We start from the raw sequence: 20,917 nt of genomic DNA on the forward strand, positions 1-20,917 counted from the left end.
GAGAGATGGAAGGTCAACGACTGGGAGGACGATACCAAATAGAATCCCGCGTCGGTGGGGGCGGTATGGCCATTGTATACAAGGCCAAAGATTTAATTTTGAATCGTCCAGTGGCAGTCAAAGTGCTGCGTTCACAGTTTGGTACGGACGAAGATTTCGTCAATCGTTTCCGACGTGAAGCGCAGGCGGTGGCGAGCTTATCTCACCCCAATGTGGTTGGGGTGTATGATGTCGGTCAGGAAGGCGATACCCATTACATGGTGATGGAGTACATAGAAGGCTATACGTTGAAAGAGGTCATTATTCAACGTGGTGCGCTGCCGGTAGAAGAGGCAGTGCGGATCGCCGAGCAAATTTGCGATGCACTCGATCATGCGCATCAAAACCAGATCATTCATCGAGATATCAAGCCGCATAACATTATGATTGGAAAAAATGGTCGGGTGAAGGTTACGGACTTCGGGATTGCGCGAGCCGTTACTTCAGCTACGATTACGCATACGAATGCGATGCTTGGCTCTGTCCATTATTTTTCGCCAGAGCAGGCGCGCGGCGGGATTACCGGGGAAAAATCCGATATTTACTCGCTGGGGATCGTCTTGTATGAAATGGTGACAGGTGAACTGCCGTTTTCCGGTGATTCGCCTATATCAGTGGCGCTTAAGCATTTGCAGGAGCCGCTTCCAGAGCCGCGCCAAGTCAATCCGGCGATTCCACAGAGTGTGGAAAATGTCATTTTGAAGGCGCTGGTAAAGGACCCGTTTCTCAGATACGCATCCGCGAGTGAAATGCTAGAAGATTTGGAGACCTGCCTGTTCCCGGAGCGATTAAACGAAGAAAAGCTGACGTTCCCGGTGGATGAAGAGATGACGCGTGTGGTGCCGATCATCACACCTGACATGCTCAAAGACCATACCAATGGCAAAACCGGAGGAGCGGGGCGTGGTCGCTATGAGCAGCGTACGGAAGAAGAGGACGCCAAACCAGCCAAGAAACAATGGTGGGTCAAAGCCCTATTATGGGTAGGTGGTATCGGACTGTTTTTCGTACTGGCATTCTTCGGATTTAACTTACTGTTGAATCTGTTTCCTTCCGTTCCTGAGGCACAGGTACCTCATGTAGAAGGGATCGAAGTGACACTTGCTGAGAAAAAGATTCAGGATGCCAAACTTGTTGCCCGTATCGTCGAAGAAGCCAATGATACGATAGAAAAGGGAATGGTGATACGCCAGGACCCTGCACCTCCCATGCGGTTAAAGGAAAATTCCGTTGTGACCTTGTATGTAAGCAAAGGACAACAAGAGATCAATATGCCAAATCTGGTTACGTTGCCGCGAGCAACAGCAGAGGAAGCATTGAAAAGCAATGGTTTTAAACTGGAGAATGTCACTTTCGTAGAGGAAGCGGACGACAAGGCAGAGGTAGGAACGGTTATCAAGCAGTCTCCAGCCGCAAATGAAAAGGTGTTCCCGACCAAAACAAATGTGACGGTCACGATTAGTAAAGGAAAAGCCTTTGTGAAAATGCCGGATGTCCGGAATAAATCAGTAGAGGCTGCACAAGTAGAATTGTTCAAAAAAGGGCTGTCTGTCGGGGAAATCAAGGAAGTGCCTACTTATACCACGGACAAACCAGGCATTGTTCTGAGCACTCACCCATACGATCCGGGAATGGATGTGCAACAGGGAGTTTCGGTTCCGCTTGAGGTCAGCAATGGCCAATTCCCGCAGGACGCCAAGACCGGGAATTCGCCTGTCTATGTAGATGTGATGCCGGGTGATACGTTGGAAGTGCAAATTGAAGTAACGGATGCCAGCGGTACGAAGGTTGTACTGACTGAGACTGTTTCTGAAAGCAAAGAATACAATGTGCCATACGTAGTGTCGCCTCAAAAAGATGCGTTGATCAGGCTGTTGGTCAAAGGGCCGAACATGAACAACTTTATGGAGGCACAAAAGTATTCGATTTCCTATAGCAGCTTGCCATAGTGTAGTGGAGGGACATGAATGCCAGAAGGACGGATTGTGAAAGCGCTGAGCGGTTTCTATTATGTAGCCGACGAAGGGCGAATCTACAGTTGCCGTGCACGAGGGCTCTTCAAGAAAAAAGATGCAAAAGTAAATCCGCTGGTTGGGGATTGGGTCGTCTACGATGCGATCAATGAGGAAGAAGGCTATATCATGGAGGTGGGCGAACGGACGAATGAGTTGGTTCGTCCGCCCATTTCCAATGTGGATCAGGCGGTACTTGTCTTTTCGATGTACAAGCCGATGTTCAGTCCGTTGCTGTTGGACAAGTTCCTGACGCACACGGAGCATGCAGGGATTGATTCCGTGATTGTGCTATCCAAAGCCGATCAAGTGTCGGAAGAAGAGGTAGCCGAAATCGTGGAGAAATATGAAGCGGTCGGGTACCGCGTGATTCCGACCTCAACAGCGGATGAACGCGGTGTGGAGGACGTGCGTGAGATTTTGCGGGACCGCATATCCGTTTTTGCAGGTCAGTCAGGTGTAGGCAAATCCTCTCTGATCAACATGCTGTTTCCGGGTGTCAGTCTGCAAACAGGAGATGTCAGCCAAAAGCTCGGACGAGGAAAGCATACAACACGTCATGTCGAGCTGATTCCGCTTGCGGGCGGCGGCTATGTGGCAGATACACCGGGCTTCAGTTCACTGGAATTCATCGATTTCTCCGAGCTTGATCTGGCGGAATCCTTCCGGGACTTTGCCGATCGCAGCTCGGAATGCAAATTCCGTGGTTGTCTTCACGTAAGCGAGCCAGCTTGTGCCGTGCAGGCCGCACTGGAGGCTGGTGAGATTAGTGAACAGCGCTATGAACACTACAAACAATTCCGCGAAGAGCTAAAAGAATACCAACGGAGGAACAAACCATGGTAAAAATCGCACCTTCTATCCTATCTGCTGATTTTGCCCGTCTGGGTGAAGAAATTCTCGATGCCGAGAAGGGAGGAGCAGACTGGATTCACGTGGATGTGATGGATGGACACTTCGTTCCAAACATTACGATCGGCCCTCTGATTGTAGAGGCGATTCGCCCAGTGACCAAGCTGCCTCTCGATGTACACTTGATGATTGAGGAACCAGATCGCTACATTCCGCAATTCGCGAAAAGTGGAGCAGACTGGATTACGGTTCATCAGGAAGCATGCCGTCATCTCCATCGCACGCTGTACTTGATCAAAGAGCAAGGTGTAAAAGCGGGAGTGGTATTGAACCCGGCTACACCGATTTCCACGATCGAGCCAGTCCTCGCTGATTTGGATATGGTTCTCCTCATGACAGTGAACCCTGGTTTTGGTGGACAAAAATTTATTCACAGCGTTCTGCCAAAGGTTGCCCAGTTGCGTCAAATGCTGAACGAGCGTGGCTTGGGGCATGTGGAAATCGAAATCGATGGCGGTGTCAATGCACAAACAGCACGATTGTGCGAGGAAGCAGGAGCGACTGTCCTCGTTGCAGGGAGCGCGGTATTCAATCAGGCAGATCGCGGTCAAGCGATCGCTGCGATTCGTGGACAGTAAGAATAATACGTAGCTGTAAGCTGACGACGATAGGCAATCTCGGCGTCAGCTTTTTTGTGCTTTCTCCCGCTTATGTAGTTTGTAATCATCTGAATATTGTAACTAATTATGTGATCAATCAATTAATAATAAATATAAAAGTATAATTATAGTTCATACTACAAATAGAATAAAATTGAATTATTCTTACTCTAATAAGGTATATTAGCAGTATATGGTAAAGGTTGATTAACAAAAATAAAACATTTTGGAAAATATTGCTTTTTAATAAATATAATGATTAAATCAAATTATCCAGATAGTGGTAAAAATTCCTATCTGAGAGATACTGGCCAGTATCAAGAAATGTTTCACGCCCTTTAAAAAAATCAGGAGTTGATCATGTATGAAATCGTTATGGAAAAACAGTGTAGCGGTTCTCACCATTCTCTCCATTCTGCCATTTTCACAAACTGGCGTGCACGCTGAACAAAAACATTCGGGGCCGATCACGACTTCCCAAGTAGACATGCAAACGAAAAAATTGTCTATCGTAAAAGAAGGTACATTGACAGCGTCTGAACGTGAATTCGTAGGAAAAGTAAAATCGAAGAAGGGTGTACATCGTCAAGGCGACCTGTATGTGGTCTCCCGTGGTGAAATGCCTACCTCTGGCTATAGCTTGAAGGTTGTTGGAACTCAGCAAGGATGGGAAATGCTCATGGTCTATGTAGAGTTGACAAATCCAGCTCCAGAAGAGATTACATTGCCAGCGGTGCACACACCTTATATCATTGTGCGTGCAAGCCTGCCGCCGTATACAACCATGGTGTTTATGGATGCAAAAACAGATAAGGTGTTGTTCCGATAAACTGCTTGATGGGTAAAAATGAAAAAAGGCCGGATGATTATATCCGGTCTTTTTTAGTCTGGATATGCTGTTTTGGTAAATTAAGGTTGATTCGATGTTACATACGTGCCGGCGATCAAATCATGGATCGAGCGTTTATCCTGACGAACAGCAACCATGATGGCGCTGACGATTATACCAAGACCGAGTGTAATGACGTACACGATCCCTCCGACCAGGTTGCGTAACAGCATGGTTCCGATTCCCACAGGCTCTTCATCGATTCGGGCGATGCGAATCCCTGCAATTCTTTTGCCTACTGTATAGCCATGCCAAAATACAGGCACGAGGAGGCTGTACAGTGAGGAGATGATATTGGTAACAAGATTGTCTTCGGTAGTGCCTGTAATGATATAGGTGAGCAGTAGTAGCGGTAGTCCGATAATGATTGCATCTAGCAGACCGGCACCGAGCCGACGCCAAAATCCTACGGGATTGCTTGGCGATGTGGTGATTGATTCCATGTTTTCCCTCTCCTTGTTATTCGAATAGGAATATATATGACTGCCCATTCGAAAATAGTGCAGATAAGGCTCCGTCGCTAATAGACGGAGCCTTATTTTTCCATAAAATTATACACCTGTAAATTTATTATGACAAGGTTAAAAACATCCGAAGCATTACGGCAATCCTGCCAGGAATGGCGTCAATGACGATATGCTCGTGGGAAGCGTGGGCTCCATCACCGACAGGTCCCAAACCGTCCAGCGTTGGTGTTCCTGCATCAGCGGCGAAGTTCCCATCGCTTGTTCCGCCGACACCTTGCTCCGTCAATTCAAAACCTTCCAGACGCGCTTGTTCCTTCGCATGCAAGAACAGTTGCTCGGTACCCGCCGTTCGTTCCATGGGGGGCTTGGTGATCCCGCCTTCTAGGGACAGCTTGGCTTCGGGATGGACAGCGGTCAACTGACTCATCAATTGGGTAATACGCTCCCTTTCCTCGCGGCTTTGGATACGCACATCGATTTCTGTCATGGCAAAGTCAGGCACGACGTTCGATGCACTTCCGCCTGTAATGGTACCGACAGACAAGGTAGTGCCCGCCTCGTAATTCGTAAACGATTGAATAGCGAGGACGTGGTGAGCTAGCTCAGCGATCGCATTGACCCCCTTGGCGTGATCATTGCCTGCATGTGCAGCGCGGCCTGTTACTTTTAAAATGAAGTCTCCGCCACCTTTGCGGCTTGTTTTCAAAGAGCCATCTCCAGCGGCAGGCTCCAGTACCAATGCATATTTACTTCTTTTTGCTTCCTCTCTAATGAGCATTTCCGAGGAAACACTGCCAATCTCTTCGTCGGTGTTCCAAAAAAAGACGAGCTTATTTTTGGGCGAAAGATTATGTTCCATCATGGCGCGCAGGGCAAAATAGCTAAAAACGATCCCTGCTTTCATGTCGTATGTACCAGGCCCATAGAGTCGTCCATTTTCCTCGCGACAAGGCTCGACGGTTAATGTTCCAATGTCTTTTACAGTATCGAAGTGACCGAGAATGAGGATCTGCTCGTCGCCATCTCCATACTCCATTCGAAGCTGATTTCCGTATTGCTCTTGTGGCAAGCTCTCCACCCGACACCCCAATTGGCGAAAGCGTTCAGCAATCAGGCTGCCCAATCGATCAACAGCTTGCTTGTTGTGGGTGGGTGTTTCCATCTCTACATATGTACGCAGTTCCTCGATAATTTCTGGGAGCTGCTGCCGAAAATAGGACGTCCAGTTTTTCTCCATGTCAGCCTCCTGTAATTCCTTTTACTAGCACTATAAAGCCTTGTTTGCTTTTCTGCCACTAAAATAAAAATTTGTGTATAAAATTCTGTATATTCCGTATTTAAAATGTAGGTAAAAAATGATTGAAATTGTTCAGATTATGAGTAAAATAATCATTGTGATGCATAAATATAAGTTTTCATGCAAATTAATGCTACGAATAGACTGCTTTATGCGTAAAACTCATAACAACGGGGGTTCATCATGAAGAAAACAAAATCATTTATTTCCTTGGCTCTTACTTCCATGCTTGCGGCAGTTATGATCGCTGGATGCGGTACAGGCAATCAAACGGCAACAGGACAAGCACCTGCGCCTTCTGCTGGCGACAAGAAAACATTGGTTATGGCTACTTCTGCTGACTATAAGCCGTATGAATATCACGACCTGAGCAGCGGAAAAGATGAGATTGTCGGCTTTGACATTGATATCGCGAAATACATTGCAAAAGAGCTTGGCTACGAACTGCAAATTAATGACATGAACTTTGACGGACTTATTCCCGCACTGCAAACGAATCGCGCGGACTTCGTTATGGCTGGTATGACAGCAACACCTGAGCGCGAGAAGAACGCTGATTTCTCCACCATCTATTACGATGCGAAAAATACGATCGTAGCAAAGAAAGACAGCAATCTGACCAAGCCTGAGCAATTGGCGGGTAAAAAAGTGGCGGTACAACTCGGTTCTATTCAGGAAGGGGCAGCAAAGGAGCTTGCAAAGACTGTTTCCGGCTTGCAGATTACTTCGCTGAACAAGCTGCCTGAGATTGTCGAAGAAGTAAAAGCGGGCCGTGTAGATGCTGCCATTATTGAGGACACGGTAGCGAAAGGCTTCGTGGCAAACAATGACTCCCTGCAATTCACCACAATGGAAGAAAATGAAAAGAATGGCTCCGCTGTTGCGTTCCCAAAAGGATCGCCGCACGTAGAGAAATTTAATGAAGTCATTAAAAAGATGCAAGAAAACGGAGAAATGGACAAGCTGATTCAAAAATGGTTCGGCCAATAATCTCTCCAGGCAACGAAGAATAACTGTATAAGCAGCAAGAGGGGAGAATGGGCATGAATTTGGATTTTGCACAAATCGTGCCCTATATTCCTTTCATATTGGAAGGGATAAAGGGCACGTTACTTGTTACCTTAATTTCGGTTGTATTGGGATTTTTCTGGGGCTCCATCCTCGCACTCATTAAAATTTCGAATGTGAAATTGCTAAACTGGCTCGCGGTTGCTTACACGTCTGTTTTTCGCGGGACACCTTTGATTTTGCAGCTAACCTTTGTTTATTTTGCAACGCCACAGCTTACTGGTTACAACATTTCACAACTGGAAGCAGCTGTACTGACGTTTACACTAAACTCAGGTGCATACATTTCTGAGACGATTCGCGGTGGAATTTTGGCGGTTGATAAAGGGCAGTGGGAAGCGGCCAAAGCGCTTGGTGTACCTTATCATCGGATGATGCTCGACATTATTTTGCCGCAGGCTGTCAAAAATATCCTGCCTGCTCTTGTCAATGAAACGATTGCACTTTTGAAGGAATCCGCCCTCGTTTCCACGATTGGTCTTGCAGATATCATGCAGAACGCGAATGTGGTCAAAGGCACCATCTTCCGCTATTTTGAGCCATACATGATCGCCGGTATCCTGTACTATGTCATGGTTATGATCCTGACTTGGGTAGCTCGCGTACTGGAACGGAGGATGAGACTCAGTGATTAAGATCGATAACATTACGAAGTCATTTGGACAACTGAATGTGCTGAAGGGTATTACCACGAACATTGGAAAAGGGGAGGTTGTCGCCATCATCGGTCCATCTGGATCGGGGAAGTCAACACTATTGCGTTGCATCAACCTGATGGAGACGCCGACGACGGGTACAATTACGATCAACGGACAGGAAATCACGGCTCCAAAGGCTGACGTGATGGGTATCCGTCAGCAAATCGGGATGGTTTTCCAGCATTTTCACTTGTTTCCGCATATGACGGTATTGAAAAACTTGACCTATGCCCCTATGAAAGTAAAAGGCATGTCTGCGGCTGAAGCGGAACAAAAGGCGAAAGAGCTATTGGCGCGCGTGGGGCTGGCAGACAAAGCGGATGTCTTTCCATCGCGTTTGTCAGGCGGTCAGAAGCAGCGTGTAGCCATTGCCCGTTCGCTTGTGATGGAGCCAAAAATTATGCTGTTTGACGAGCCGACCTCTGCCCTCGACCCAGAGATGGTCAAGGAGGTTTTGGAGGTTATGAAGGGGCTGGCTGATAGCGGAATGACCATGGCAATCGTCACGCATGAGATGCGCTTTGCCGAAGAGGTGTCAGACCGTATTTTGTTCCTCGATGATGGTCGTCTCTTGGAGGATACGCCACCGGAAGAGTTTTTCCAAAAGCCAAGAAGTGAACGTGCCCAGCAGTTTTTGGAGAAGGTTCGGTAATACAACTAGCCGCAGTGCCGATGAGGCAGCGGCTTTTTTCTTTGACACGAGCATAGACTTGGGCTAGAATCAGAAACATTATCGGTGTAAAAAAATTTTTATTTATTCTATTTTGAGGAGTGACTATTTTGGATCGTCAACGGTTGGTCATTTTGTTGGAAATGGCGATGATGGCGGCTCTTGCAATTGTGTTTAGTCAGATCAAGGTTTTCGATATGCCACAGGGCGGCTCTGTATCGCTGGTGATGGTGCCAATCGCGTTGATCGCTGTTCGCCGTGGACTCGCTGCTGGTGTCATTACAGGACTTGTTGTTGGATTTCTTCAATTGCTCTTGGGCAGTACAGTTGTCCATCCGGTTCAGCTGTTGCTGGATTATCCGCTTGCTTTTGGTGCGCTGGGTCTCGCTGGGCTTGTTCGCCTGTCTGGCTATGAAGGAACGAAGCAACGAATCATCGTACTGTGGAGCGGCTTGTTTATCGGCGTGATTGGACGATTTGTCTGCCATTTTCTATCGGGTGTTATTTGGTTTGGCAGCTACGCGCCAGAAGGTGTACCAGTCTGGCAATATTCCCTCATTTATAACATCACGTATTTGCTGCCAGAAATGATTATCGCGGGAGTCGTCTTGACAGTTGTGCTTAGTAGCGCATCGCAGTTGCTGTTCCCCGCACGTGATCGAGTCGCATAAGAAACAGGAAAAAATCGGTATCAAGTACAAACTATCCACATAATGTAATCAGGCAGCGAGTTCCGTTGCCTGATTTTTTACTTCTTAAGACATCTACTTTTTTCATGTGGCAGGATACATGTTTATCCGACAGCAGAATATGATGTAATATGCACGTTTTTGAGAACACCTAAAGGAGGTGCTTACGCGAAATGGGATTGCGCTCCTATCGCCTGCGACAGGGGGGCGCCTTGCGACGTGTTCTCGGGGTTGCGTTGGCTGTCGGGGGAATCACCATTTTCCTGTATTGGGCACCTCCGTGGGTTTGGTATAGCCTATTGGCATTAGCACTCATAGGGGCCGGCGTGTATTTGTATCGTGTGTAGTAATTTCGGTGAGGAGGGGTAGCATGCGGTTTTACACCATCAAGTTGCCGAAGTTCCTGGGTGGCATGATTCGGGGCATCATCGAGGCGTTCAACAAGAAAAAGTGAAGCTTCGGCCCCGAGCCTCCTTTGGGAGAAGAGTGGAGAACCGGGAGAAATGCAAAAAAGCACCTCGAGGGTGCTTTTTTTCGCATAGTTGAGATCAACTATACGCGAGTTACGAGACCGGATTTCAGTGCTCGAGTACTTACATAAACGCGCTTCGGTTTTCCATTTACGAGAATGCGCACTTTTTGTACGTTGACACCCCAGGTGCGGCGAGTTGCGCGCATGGAGTGGGAGCGAGCGTTTCCAGCTTTAGCAGATTTACCTGTTACAAAGCAACGACGTGCCATTACGATCCACCTCCCTTGTTACATCTAAACGGGATTTCCTTTGTGGGAAATACAAATACTCGACTATATTAGCACAACATTGCTGTCAATTGCAATACTTGACAAGATGATTTACCCAGTCTTTCTCATAGGGTTGATAGGATCGACAAAACGCTTCATTTCTCTTTTGTGTTAGTGTAGAATTGTAAGGAAGCATGGTTACGCTTACCTATGACGGTCAAGCTGTTTAACAGAGGAGGAGTCCTTGCATGACAGTGGAAATGAATACATCGCTAGGAAAGATCGATGTTACAGAAGACGTGATCGCACGGATCGCTGGCGGCGCGGCCATGGAAGTTTTTGGACTTGTGGGCATGGCTTCTCGCAAAGCGTTGAAAGATGGAATCGCTGAACTGTTAGGAAGAGACAACCTGAGCAAAGGTGTCGTCGTTCATAACACAAATGGCGAAGTAGTATTGGACATGCACATTATCGTCAGCTATGGCGTGAAAATTTCCGAGGTGGCAGGCAACGTACAACGCCGTGTTCGATATACCTTGGAGCAAACGGTAGGCATTGATGTGACTGCTGTTAATATTTTTGTGCAGGGAGTTCGTACAGACAGGGATATGTAAGGAGGAACATCAGTTGGTACATACGCGTCTAGATGGCGTGCTGTTTAGCCGGATGGTTTACCTGGGGGCGAACCTTTTATCCGACAACGTCAGAGTAGTGGATGGATTAAACGTCTTTCCTGTGCCGGATGGCGATACGGGGACAAACATGAATTTGACTTTCTCTTCCGGTGTGGAGGAGCTGACTCGAAAAGAATCCCCCCGAATCACTGAATCGGCAGCTGCTTTGGCAAAAGGTCTGTTAATGGGCGCGCGCGGTAACTCCGGCGTGATTTTGTCCCAGTTATTCCGCGGCTTCAGCAAATCAGTCAATGGAAAAGATGAGGTTAACGCCCGTCAGTTTGCCGATGCCTTGAAAGCTGGTGTTGACTCTGCGTATCAGGCAGTGATGAAGCCGGTAGAAGGCACGATTTTGACTGTTGCCCGTGAAGCGGCGGAGATGGCTGTGCGTGCAGCGCGCACGTCAGATGATATTATCTCTGTCATGGAAAAAACATACGAGCAGGCGCAAGCTACGCTGTTGCGTACGCCGGAAATGCTGCCTGTTCTAAAAGAAGTGGGCGTAGTCGACTCAGGTGGACAAGGTCTCTTGTTTATTTATGAAGGGTTTTTGCGAGCATTGCGCGGGGAAGAGCTATCCGCTGATCGTGAGCGTTCGATACCTAAAATGGGTCAGGAAGAGCTGGACAAGCTCATTTCTGAGCAGCATCATGCTCAAATCCACATGAAAACAGAAGACATCACGTACGGGTACTGTACGGAATTTATGGTTCATGTCGCGCATAGCACCGAGCCGAACAAAAAGCCCTTCTCAGAAGCGCTGTTCCGCAGCCATCTGGATACGATGGGCGATTCACTACTGGTCGTCTCTGATGATGAAGTCATCAAGGTACATATTCATGCAGAGCATCCGGGAAGCGTACTGCAATACGCTCAGCAATTCGGCAGCCTGCATCGACTGAAGATAGAAAACATGCGCGAGCAGCATGCGAACATCTTAAAAGCGGAAGAGAACAAAGGACAGGCGAAGCCAGAAACAGCCGCTCAGCCTGCTACAGAACTGCTTCCATACGGATTGATCGCGGTAGCTGCTGGTGGGGGAATCGCTACGATTCTGCGCAGCATGGGTGTGCATGTAGTAGTAGAGGGCGGCCAAACGATGAATCCGAGCACAGAGGACTTCATGAAGGCCATCGAAGGACTGAATGCCCAGCACATCATCATCCTGCCAAACAACAGCAATATCATCATGGCAGCACAGCAGGCATCCGAGCTTGCTGAGGTTCCTGTAACTGTCGTACCGACGAAGAGCATTCCGCAGGGATTGGCAGCACTGGTCAGCTTCCGTGCAGATGTTGAACCGGAAGCGAACGCCCAAGCGATGACCAAGGCGATTGCCCAAGTGAAAACAGGTATGGTGACGCACGCGGTTCGCGACACGCAAATGGGTGAGGTACAAATCAAAGAAGGCGATTTTATCGGCATGGCTGAGAAAGAAATCGTCACAGCAGGTCCCGACTTGCTAGCTTGCGCAACGACGCTACTCTTGGGAATGGTGGATGAAGACTCCGAAATCGTGACGATATTCTTAGGAGAAGATGCGACGGAAGATCAGGCTCATGCTTTGGAAAAAGCTTTGTCCGATGCATACCCGGATGTGGAAGTTGAGATCCAGGCAGGCGGTCAACCGTTGTATCCATTTATTTTTTCTGTCGAGTAAAAGCCAACTTTTTGAATACGAACAAATAGGGAGAGGAGCGATCGAGAATGCCAATTGTGATTCTTACCGACAGCGCGTCCGATATCGATGCGTCTGTGAGGCAGTCATTGGGGATCGTGGCCGTCCCGTTGAAAATCATGTTTGGGGCGGAAACGTATGTGGACGCAGTCACTATCTCGTCTTCAGAGTTTTTCGAGAAGCTGAAGCAATCGAGCGTGATGCCGACAACCTCGCAGCCGTCTCCGCTTGAATTTGCCGAAGCGTACAAAGCGATCTATGAGAAATATGGCAAGGACGTGCAAATCATTGCCATACTCTTATCGGGTTCCTTATCGGGTACGTATCAATCAGCGATGATCGCCAAGTCGATGTTGGATGAAAATATCGACATTACGGTGATCGATTCCCGCAAAGCTTCGTTTGTTCATGGAATGATCTGCGTGGAGGCTGCAAAAGCCGCACAAGCAGGCAAGAACAAGGAGCAGATTCTGGATCAGATTGATCGTTATTTGGATGAGGTGCAGGTATACTTTATTGTGGATACGCTGGAGTTCCTGCAAAAAGGCGGTCGGATCGGCAAAGCATCTGCTGTCATCGGTTCGCTCTTGAATATCAAGCCGATTTTGACACTGGATACCGCTGGGTACGTGTCTGCTTTTGACAAGGTACGAGGGACGAAGAAGGCTCTGAATCGCGTATTTGAAGCTTTGCAGGAATACGCGCAAGGGAACCCGGTGAAAATCGCTGTGCTGCACAGCAGTGTTCCAGAGCAAGCGGCTGAGCTCTTGGAGCGACTCAAGCAAGAGTTTACGGTAACGGACTCTTGGTTGGAACAGATTGGTCCCGTGATCGGTACACATACAGGTCCAGGGCTACTTGGGATTGTCATGGTAAAAGATAAGTAAGGCATATATGGTATGGAGAGGAGCTTCCCTGAAGACAGGGGGCTTCTTTTTTATACAGGGGTTTTGGTGATTATCGGCGTCGAGCAACGATAAAGAAGAGTTACGCCCCTCTTCTTCTCAGAGGGAGTTTTTTCATTTAGCCTGATTTGACTGCATGTTGTCTGCGTAAATCGGTTATGATTGCTTTACGTACAGTTTCCTCTGTAGCGCTTTCACAGGCTGTAGGATACAATGAGAGTGAATCTTGTTGAACCCCTTGTGATTCAGGAGGAGAACCGGTGAAGTACAAAAGCGTATTTGATATTATCGGTCCAATCATGGTTGGGCCATCTAGCTCCCATACGGCTGGTGCAGCTCGTATCGGTCGTGTGGCTCGCAAGCTGTTTGGCAGAATGCCTTTGCGAGCAGAAATTGTTTTTTACGGCTCATTTGCAAAAACGTATCAAGGACATGGCTCTGATGTGGCGACTGTTGCAGGAATCCTTGACTTTGACACGTCAGATTTGCGTCTGAAAAATTCGCTGGTGATTGCAGAAAAAGCGGGCATGGAAGTGGAGTTATCTACCTCTGACGTTTTGACAGAGCACCCGAACACGGCGCGGATCAAGCTGTCTGATGATGAGCGTCAGATTGAAATCGTTGGTGTTTCCATTGGTGGCGGGAAGATCGAAGTGTTGGAAGTGAACGGGTTTTCCTTTCAGTTGGGCTTCGATACACCGACACTCTTGGTCTTGCATGAGGATCGCTTTGGGATGATTGCGGCTGTGGCAAAGGTACTGACCCAGCACAACATTAATGTGGGGCTCATGGAAGTGTCTCGACATACACGTGGTTCGCGTGCTTTGATGGCAATTGAAACGGATTCGACGATCTCGCCGGAAGTGCTGGAGGAAATTCGTCAAATCCCCCATATCTTTGACGTATCCCTGCTCGCATTGAACTAAGCAAAAGGACGAGCAGGATTAGAGGAGTGAACAACCAGATGTTTCGTAATGTGGCTGAACTAGTAGAGTTGGCCGAATCCCAGGGGAAGAAAATCTCCGAGGTGATGATTGAAGCAGAAATGGAAGTTTCCCAGCGCAGTCGGGATGCCATTATGCAAGATATGTACGCCAACCTCGATGTGATGGAAAAAGCAGTGCGTCGCGGACTTACCGAAGATATTCGCTCGCATAGCGGGTTGACGGGCGGCGATGCGAAGAAGCTGCAAACATATATGGAGACCAAGACGTTTTTGTCTGGTCCCACCCTTTTGAATGCCGTCTCGATGTCCGTGGCGGTTAACGAAGTAAACGCAGCAATGGGTACGATTGTCGCAACGCCGACAGCAGGAGCATGCGGTATTGTACCAGGGACGCTGTTTGCCGTATCTGACAAGCTGCAGCCGACCCGTGAGGAAATGGTTAATTATTTGTTTACGGCAGGCGCTATCGGGTATTGCATTGCCAATAACGCATTCATTTCGGGTGCTGCGGGTGGTTGCCAGGCAGAGGTGGGCTCTGCAACGGCCATGGCTGCTGCGGCGATTGTAGAAATGGCTGGCGGTACGCCTGAGGAATCTGCCCAAGCAGTAGCGATCGCGTTGAAAAATATGCTCGGTCTGGTCTGTGACCCCGTAGCCGGACTGGTTGAAGTACCATGTGTCAAACGAAATGCGATGGGAGCAGCGATTGCGACGGTAGCCGCAGATATGGCGATGGCAGGCATCAAGAGCGTAATCCCGACAGATGAAGTCATCGAGGCCATGTACCGAATCGGCTGCGCCATGCCGACTACGCTGAAGGAAACCGCACAGGGTGGTCTTGCTGCCACGCAAACGGGCCGCATGATCGAAGCCAAAGTGTTCGGTGTACGGATGGAGAAGTAAGATGGCTGGTGCATATCAATCGCCCGTCTCCCTTTTGCACGGGGTAGGGGAAGAGCGGGCGAAGGCATTTGCAGGACTGGGAATCAACAGCATTGGTGATTTGCTGGAGTATTTCCCGTCTCGCTATGAAGATTACCGTGTGCGCGATTTGACAGAAGTAAAAGACGGAGAGAGGGTCACGCTGGCAGGTACGGTGTACGGCGAACCCTCTGTTCGTTTTTATGGAAAAAGAAAATCACGACTGTCGGTCAAGGTTGTCATGGATCGTGTCGTGGTGACGGCTGTCTGGTTCAATCAGACGTTTGTCAAAAGCAGGCTGTCGCCCGGCAAGGAAATACTCGTTACAGGAAAATGGGACAAGCACAAGCTACAGATTACTGTGAGTGAAATGACAGAAGTAGACTCCGAACGTGCGACAAAACGAGGTGAGCTCGCCCCTGTCTATCCACTTGGCGGCGATGTGACGCATACACTGCTGCGCAAAACCATTCAACAGGCGTTGCGTCAGTACGGCAAGGAGATTCCTGAGATCCTTCCTGCGGATATTGTGGAGCGCTACCGACTGATGCCGCGGATGCATGCTTTTCATTCGATTCATTTTCCGGAAAATGCAGAAGATGGTCGTCAAGCGCGGCGACGGATTATGTTCGAGGAGCTTTTCTTATTCCAGTTGAAAATGCAAACACTGCGCAAGATTAACCGACAGCAAACGGAAGGCGTTGCTTTGGCGATCCCGATGGAAGAGGTACGGGAATTTGTCAAAGGGTTGCCGTTCCCGCTGACAGAAGCGCAGAAACGAGTGGTAAAAGAAATATTGGACGACATGCGGGCTCCTCATGCGATGAATCGGCTGCTGCAAGGGGACGTAGGCTCGGGGAAAACCGTTGTAGCTGCCATCGCGCTGATTGCTGCGGTGAAAGCAGGCTATCAGGGAGCGCTGATGGTACCGACGGAGATTCTCGCCGAGCAGCATGTGCAGTCGTTGACGAAGCTCTTGTCCGATTATGGCATTCAGGTCGCGCTCTTGTCAGGCTCCCTGACGGCGAAACGTAGACGCGAAGTCATTGGCTCTCTGCAAATGGGGTTAATTGATGTCGTGGTCGGTACCCATGCGCTCATTCAAGAGGATGTCTTTTTCTCACGGCTTGGTCTCGTGATTACGGACGAGCAGCACCGATTCGGTGTGGAGCAGCGGCGAATTTTACGGAATAAAGGCTTGTCGCCTGATGTCTTGTTTATGACTGCAACGCCAATTCCGAGAACACTGGCCATTACGGCATTTGGCGACATGGACGTCTCGACGATTGATCAAATGCCTGCGGGGCGCAAACCAATTGAGACGACATGGAAAAAGCATGATCAGTTTCCGGCTGTGTTGGAGCAAATGCGGGATGAGCTGCGCAAAGGACGGCAGGCCTACGTGATTTGCCCGCTCATTGAGGAGTCGGAAAAGCTCGATGTGCAAAATGCGATTGATGTACATGCTCAGCTCACACACATTTTCCCTGAATTCGGCGTAGGCTTGATGCATGGGCGATTGCCAGCGAAGGAAAAGGATGCAGTTATGCAAGCCTTTCTCGCGGCAGAGCACGCTGTTCTGGTCAGTACAACGGTCGTAGAGGTCGGTGTGAATGTGCCGAATGCCACCTATATGGTCATTTATGATGCGGAGCGGTTTGGTCTTGCTCAGCTTCACCAATTGCGTGGGCGGGTAGGTCGTGGCTCTGAACAGTCGTATTGTGTGTTGATCGCCGATCCGAAATCAGAGATCGGAAAAGAGCGGATGCGTGTCATGTGCGAGACGACGGATGGATTTGAGCTGTCGCAGCGCGATTTAGAATTGCGCGGACCGGGTGATTTTTTCGGGACAAAGCAAAGCGGCTTGCCGGAGTTTAAAGTCGCTGATCTATTAAGTGATTATAAAGCGCTGGAGGTAGCGAGACAGGAGACTGTCAAGCTGGTAGCAGAGGACTCCTTCTGGCGCGACGAAAAGTATCACTGGCTGCGTGACTATTTGAAGAATGAGGGCGTGCTGGAAGGTGTCGTCTTCGATTAGGAAATGAAGGAAGGCCTTCCCACTTCAAGCGTGTGGGGAGGCTTTTTCTTTTGTGGGGTGAAACCTTAAGCAGGCTATCGACGTCTATCCTCTGTAAGGTAAATTTTTCTAGGAAGCGAGGCGAGTTTTTTGTCTTTGCGAAAAATTCGAGGAATGAGTATGTCCATTGTGTTCGCATTGCTTATCATGACAGGATCCGACTTCGCGCAAGCAACTTCCACGGACAGTCGGATTGCTCAGACTGGCCCATCCCATACGACCAGCCAAACAACAAAGGAATGGAAGCAAAAGGAACTGCCTTACGACTACGCGGCGATGAAAGAAGACGTGGTCATTCAGCTAAACGATGCTCCACAGCTCCGCTCTCCTCGAAGAACGGTCGTGGGACCCGCACCACAGGTGTACACCCTCTTTTTTAAGGAGGCCGTGAACCGTGGAACCGTCGAAGCAGCTATTCGCAAAAATGTCCAGGAAGAGACCAAAAAAGAGGACTTGGGATTCGTGGAGCCGATTTTTACGTTTCACTGGGTGCACGACCGTCAACTGCAATTGCTGGCTACCCTTCCTGATACGCTTGCCAAAGACAGAAGCTGGACGGAATATGTTGTAAACGTAGCAGGAGCGAAGACGGTAAAGGGAAACGTGTTTGACGATACGAATGATTTCTCAGCGGTGGTGTTTGCTCCAGCTCAGATTTGGCGAGTCTCAGTCGATGGCAAGGTAAAAGAAAAAATGACGGACTTTGCCGTCAGGACTCCCATGGAGTTTATCGATCCTGAGGAACGGTATGTACTGCTGGAGCGATTTACAGAATATTGTGAGTGCGATGCCCGGTTCCCCATGCTGTATTCGATTTATGACACACAGTCAAAAGAGCTGACTGCTTATCCAATGGAGCTGACTGACAACTATAGCGGTACAGGCGACTTCATGGCAGATCGTCGCGGCTTCTTTTTCGCGTATCCACCGAAAGGGACAGAAGTACCGAAAAGCGAGTTTGCCACTCGTGTCAAGGTAGATGGATACGTACATGGAGCCAGCTTTAGCCATGATCGCAAGCATGTATTGATGGCAGTAGGCAAGACCGAACAGAAAAAGGATCTCGATCTGGTCGTGTATGATTTGGCGACTGGAAAAGAACGGCGCCTCCCAGGTGTCATCAAAGGATGGGTTCCAACAGATGAGATGAATGGGCAAGTCCAGCCCGTCAGTTTTATGGATGATGGACGTTACGCGACGTTTGAAATGAGAACAGAGGAAGAAAGCTTTGAAGAGCTTCGTCAACGATACGATTGGCAGTCAGGCAAGGTGATTAGCTGGAATCCACCGGTCCCCAAAGAAGCGTGGTCTGGCTATATCCAGTCGACGGATGGCGCCTATCAAATGTATTGGAATGCAGGGGTGTTTAAAGGCGACGTCAAACTGATGGAAATGAAGCCAGAAGCGATATGGATTCCAGGCACTCACCATTTGGTTTATATCGATTGGGAAAAAGCTGAACAAGGAGCGGAGTCCGTGTCGTCGCTCTTCCTGTTCGATGCCGATCGTAAGCAACAATCTGTGCTGGTGAAAGGACTGCCAGCAAGTGTTTCGATTTTGGGAGCTAGCAACGACGGCAAATGGCTGTACGTCACGACTCCGGACGCATTTGCCCGCTAGGCGTCATATTCCGTTGCCAGCATCGATAAAATGATCAAGGATTCGTAAGTATCGCCAGCTTTTAGGCAATCGCGCAAGGTGCCCTCTATGTGAAACCCTTCGGATAAGTAAAGGCTGCGGGCGCGGTCGTTCGTTTCTTTTACATCCAGCCAGAGTCGATGGGCTTTTTGCTCGATGAATGCCCACTGCTTGATCTGGCGCAGGATGTTGCGACCGTAGCCTTCCCCCTTCACTGCGATTGTAATACGCATAAGCTCAATACTTTGATGAGGATTGGTCAGCCCGGCGATGATCACGTAGCCGACGGGGTGGCCTGTTTCTTTTTTTTCGGCAATCATATGGAGGATGTCCGGGTCGCCAAGAGCGTTGTGGTGCCGATCTTCACTCCACGGAATAATGAACGGGGTATTCTCTGGCGCATTTTCTACTTCGCATACGAATGGAATGTCTGTTGGTGTAGTGGGGCGCAAGTGGATAGTCATGTGTGTATCTCCTCTTTTGTTTAACATTGGCTTACCATGATCAGATTGCCGTCGGGATCGCGGAAGTTGAACCAGTGGCCATGCTGGATAGGAGTGACGACTTCGACTCCGCTCTCCTTGAGAAAGGCATAAGAGGCTTCGATATCCTGTGTGTTGAAATGAAACAAAGGAGCATCATCTGTGATGCGCTTCGGAAAGATTTTGCTGTCCAGAACGAGCGTCAGTCCGCTTTGTAAGCGAATGCAGTAGATATGCCCGAACATAATTTCACCGTCCGTGGGAATGCCCAATAGGCGGCAGTACCAGTCGCGTGCGCGCTCGATGTCGCTAACGGCTACAAAAATGGCTCCGATTTGGGGGAGCAGGGGGGAAGTGGTTGTCATTATGATAAAGCTCCTTTCAAAGGGTGTTTTTCACAAGGCCGACCCGTCATAATTGTGCACGAAATGTCGGATTGCCCGATTTTGCATCTGCTATTCTGAGGGGGAAAGAGAGGTCATTACCATGGATTTGCTTGCAAAGCTGAATGAGGCTCTGGACTACATCGAAGACAATTTGACAAGCGAGATTGACTACAAAGAAATCGCTCGGGTAGCTTGCTGCTCCGAGTATCACTTCAAAAGGATGTTTTCTTTTCTGGCTGGTGTTCCGCTATCCGAGTATATCCGGCGTTGGCGCATTACGCTTGCAGCTTTTGAACTGGCGGACAGCAACGAGCGGGTCATTGACATTGCGATCAAATACGGATACGGATCGGCTGACTCCTTTACCAGAGCTTTTCAGAATGTGCATGGAGTCACTCCGACTGAAGCCAGACATATCGGCCATTCCTTGAAGGCTTATCCGCGAATGACCTTTCATCTATCCATTAAAGGAGGCAGTGCCATGAACTATCGCATGGAAGAAAAAGAGGCATTTCGCATAGTGGGTCTGAAAAAAAGAGTTCCGTTGATTTATCGTGGAGTCAATCCAGAGATTGCGGCCATGTGGGCTTCATTAAATAGGGAGATGATTGAGCAACTGAAGTCGCTATCCGATGTCAAGCCACTTGGACTGATCAGTGCGTCCACGAACTTTTCAGAAGGTCGGTTGGAATATGGCGAGCTCGATCACTATATCGGCGTAGCCACTACAAAAGCTTGTCCGGACAATCTGGCGGTACTCGAAGTTCCTGCTTCCACCTGGGCGGTCTTCGAAGCAGTGGGTCCTTTTCCTGACACGCTGCAAGATGTCTGGGCCCGGATTTATTCGGAATGGTTTTTATCCTCTGGTTATGAACAGGCTGAGGGTCCAGAGATTTTGTGGAACGAAAATAAAGAGATTTCATCACCAACCTTTCGAAGCGAAATCTGGATTCCTGTCGTGAAAAAGTAACCCCTTATTGGATTCGCTCTCGCCTGCGGAACACCTACTGACGCGTGCTTATCCGGGAAGAAATAATTACCAACTTTTTTTTGCGCGAGACAGGCATAAAAGCGAACGTTTGTTTGCTATAATAAGAACAAAGCAAAACAGGAACATAAGTTCTTATTA

General features: G+C 48.8%; 23 protein-coding genes. 18 read left to right on the forward strand and 5 right to left on the reverse strand.

What is annotated here, in order from left to right; genetic code table 11:
• The first annotated feature begins 5 nt into the window (after window positions 1–5).
• The 4 genes from pknB to HP568_RS08380 all read left to right on the forward strand — a co-directional run bounded on the left by pknB (window position 6) and on the right by HP568_RS08380 (window position 4,391).
• Window positions 6–1,988, forward strand: coding sequence for a Stk1 family PASTA domain-containing Ser/Thr kinase (pknB, locus tag HP568_RS08365; protein ID WP_048033652.1), 1,983 nt, complete (start codon window positions 6–8; stop codon window positions 1,986–1,988).
• Between the two features lie 18 nt (window positions 1,989–2,006).
• Complete coding sequence (gene rsgA / locus HP568_RS08370; protein ID WP_048033651.1) at window positions 2,007–2,897, forward strand: ribosome small subunit-dependent GTPase A; 891 nt, start codon at window positions 2,007–2,009, stop codon at window positions 2,895–2,897.
• Window positions 2,891–3,541 carry a ribulose-phosphate 3-epimerase gene (gene rpe, locus HP568_RS08375; protein WP_173628849.1) on the forward strand — a complete coding sequence of 217 codons (651 nt, stop codon included), beginning with the start codon at window positions 2,891–2,893 and terminating at the stop codon, window positions 3,539–3,541. The genes rsgA and rpe overlap by 7 nt, the downstream gene beginning before the upstream one ends.
• Before the next feature lie 385 nt (window positions 3,542–3,926).
• A complete protein-coding gene (locus HP568_RS08380; RefSeq protein ID WP_173628850.1) occupies window positions 3,927–4,391 on the forward strand; it encodes a protease complex subunit PrcB family protein in 465 nt (154 codons plus the stop codon).
• 80 nt (window positions 4,392–4,471) lie between these two features.
• On the opposite strand, the gene HP568_RS08385 is transcribed toward HP568_RS08380, so the two are convergent.
• A complete protein-coding gene (locus tag HP568_RS08385; protein WP_048033648.1) occupies window positions 4,472–4,894 on the reverse strand; it encodes an RDD family protein in 423 nt (140 codons plus the stop codon).
• 127 nt (window positions 4,895–5,021) lie between these two features.
• Complete coding sequence (locus HP568_RS08390; RefSeq protein WP_173628851.1) at window positions 5,022–6,155, reverse strand: M20 family metallopeptidase; 1,134 nt, start codon at window positions 6,153–6,155, stop codon at window positions 5,022–5,024.
• 243 nt (window positions 6,156–6,398) lie between these two features.
• On the opposite strand from HP568_RS08390, the gene HP568_RS08395 reads away from it, so the two are divergent.
• The 6 genes from HP568_RS08395 to spoVM all read left to right on the forward strand — a co-directional run bounded on the left by HP568_RS08395 (window position 6,399) and on the right by spoVM (window position 9,794).
• Entirely contained in the window at window positions 6,399–7,205 is an 807-nt protein-coding gene (locus tag HP568_RS08395; protein WP_048033646.1) for a transporter substrate-binding domain-containing protein, read from the forward strand.
• A 53-nt stretch (window positions 7,206–7,258) separates the two neighbouring features.
• Window positions 7,259–7,918 (forward strand): amino acid ABC transporter permease, encoded by a 660-nt coding sequence (locus HP568_RS08400; protein ID WP_048035888.1) that lies wholly within the window; start codon window positions 7,259–7,261, stop codon window positions 7,916–7,918.
• A complete protein-coding gene (locus HP568_RS08405; protein ID WP_048033645.1) occupies window positions 7,911–8,633 on the forward strand; it encodes an amino acid ABC transporter ATP-binding protein in 723 nt (240 codons plus the stop codon). The genes HP568_RS08400 and HP568_RS08405 overlap by 8 nt, the downstream gene beginning before the upstream one ends.
• A gap of 128 nt (window positions 8,634–8,761) precedes the next feature.
• Window positions 8,762–9,322, forward strand: coding sequence for an energy-coupled thiamine transporter ThiT (thiT, locus tag HP568_RS08410; protein ID WP_048033644.1), 561 nt, complete (start codon window positions 8,762–8,764; stop codon window positions 9,320–9,322).
• Between the two features lie 191 nt (window positions 9,323–9,513).
• A complete protein-coding gene (locus tag HP568_RS08415; RefSeq protein WP_007728365.1) occupies window positions 9,514–9,687 on the forward strand; it encodes a hypothetical protein in 174 nt (57 codons plus the stop codon).
• A gap of 23 nt (window positions 9,688–9,710) precedes the next feature.
• A complete protein-coding gene (gene spoVM, locus HP568_RS08420) occupies window positions 9,711–9,794 on the forward strand; it encodes a stage V sporulation protein SpoVM (protein ID WP_005831022.1) in 84 nt (27 codons plus the stop codon).
• Window positions 9,795–9,892: 98 nt separating this feature from the next.
• Here spoVM and rpmB read toward each other — a convergent pair whose 3' ends face one another.
• The gene (gene rpmB / locus HP568_RS08425; RefSeq protein ID WP_005831020.1) at window positions 9,893–10,081 is read right to left on the reverse strand and encodes a 50S ribosomal protein L28; all 189 of its coding nucleotides are present in this window, start codon (window positions 10,079–10,081) and stop codon (window positions 9,893–9,895) included.
• Window positions 10,082–10,329: 248 nt separating this feature from the next.
• Here rpmB and HP568_RS08430 point away from each other — a divergent pair, with 248 nt between their 5' ends.
• From HP568_RS08430 to HP568_RS08460, 7 genes are all read left to right on the forward strand, one after another.
• A complete protein-coding gene (locus tag HP568_RS08430; protein ID WP_007728362.1) occupies window positions 10,330–10,695 on the forward strand; it encodes an Asp23/Gls24 family envelope stress response protein in 366 nt (121 codons plus the stop codon).
• Window positions 10,696–10,708: 13 nt separating this feature from the next.
• Window positions 10,709–12,415 (forward strand): DAK2 domain-containing protein, encoded by a 1,707-nt coding sequence (locus tag HP568_RS08435; protein ID WP_048033643.1) that lies wholly within the window; start codon window positions 10,709–10,711, stop codon window positions 12,413–12,415.
• A gap of 47 nt (window positions 12,416–12,462) precedes the next feature.
• Window positions 12,463–13,320: a DegV family protein gene (locus HP568_RS08440; protein ID WP_173628852.1), complete on the forward strand. Its 858-nt coding sequence runs from the start codon at window positions 12,463–12,465 to the stop codon at window positions 13,318–13,320.
• Window positions 13,321–13,598: 278 nt separating this feature from the next.
• A complete protein-coding gene (sdaAB, locus tag HP568_RS08445; RefSeq protein WP_173608118.1) occupies window positions 13,599–14,264 on the forward strand; it encodes an L-serine ammonia-lyase, iron-sulfur-dependent subunit beta in 666 nt (221 codons plus the stop codon).
• Between the two features lie 38 nt (window positions 14,265–14,302).
• Window positions 14,303–15,187: an L-serine ammonia-lyase, iron-sulfur-dependent, subunit alpha gene (gene sdaAA, locus HP568_RS08450; RefSeq protein WP_007728344.1), complete on the forward strand. Its 885-nt coding sequence runs from the start codon at window positions 14,303–14,305 to the stop codon at window positions 15,185–15,187.
• 1 nt (window position 15,188) lies between these two features.
• Complete coding sequence (gene recG / locus HP568_RS08455) at window positions 15,189–17,243, forward strand: ATP-dependent DNA helicase RecG (RefSeq protein ID WP_173628853.1); 2,055 nt, start codon at window positions 15,189–15,191, stop codon at window positions 17,241–17,243.
• A 153-nt stretch (window positions 17,244–17,396) separates the two neighbouring features.
• Complete coding sequence (locus HP568_RS08460; RefSeq protein ID WP_254551078.1) at window positions 17,397–18,902, forward strand: hypothetical protein; 1,506 nt, start codon at window positions 17,397–17,399, stop codon at window positions 18,900–18,902.
• On the opposite strand, the gene HP568_RS08465 is transcribed toward HP568_RS08460, so the two are convergent.
• Both HP568_RS08465 and HP568_RS08470 read right to left on the reverse strand, forming a co-directional pair.
• The gene (locus HP568_RS08465) at window positions 18,899–19,372 is read right to left on the reverse strand and encodes a GNAT family N-acetyltransferase (RefSeq protein WP_254551079.1); all 474 of its coding nucleotides are present in this window, start codon (window positions 19,370–19,372) and stop codon (window positions 18,899–18,901) included. The two genes, HP568_RS08460 and HP568_RS08465, sit on opposite strands and share 4 nt — an antisense overlap.
• Before the next feature lie 32 nt (window positions 19,373–19,404).
• Window positions 19,405–19,767 carry a VOC family protein gene (locus tag HP568_RS08470; RefSeq protein WP_173628855.1) on the reverse strand — a complete coding sequence of 121 codons (363 nt, stop codon included), beginning with the start codon at window positions 19,765–19,767 and terminating at the stop codon, window positions 19,405–19,407.
• Between the two features lie 121 nt (window positions 19,768–19,888).
• Here HP568_RS08470 and HP568_RS08475 point away from each other — a divergent pair, with 121 nt between their 5' ends.
• Window positions 19,889–20,758: an AraC family transcriptional regulator gene (locus HP568_RS08475; protein ID WP_173628856.1), complete on the forward strand. Its 870-nt coding sequence runs from the start codon at window positions 19,889–19,891 to the stop codon at window positions 20,756–20,758.
• Window positions 20,759–20,917 lie beyond the last annotated feature (159 nt).

Origin of the sequence: Brevibacillus sp. MS2.2, from assembly GCF_013284345.1 — a bacterium.
In the GTDB taxonomy this organism is placed as follows: domain Bacteria; phylum Bacillota; class Bacilli; order Brevibacillales; family Brevibacillaceae; genus Brevibacillus; species Brevibacillus brevis_C.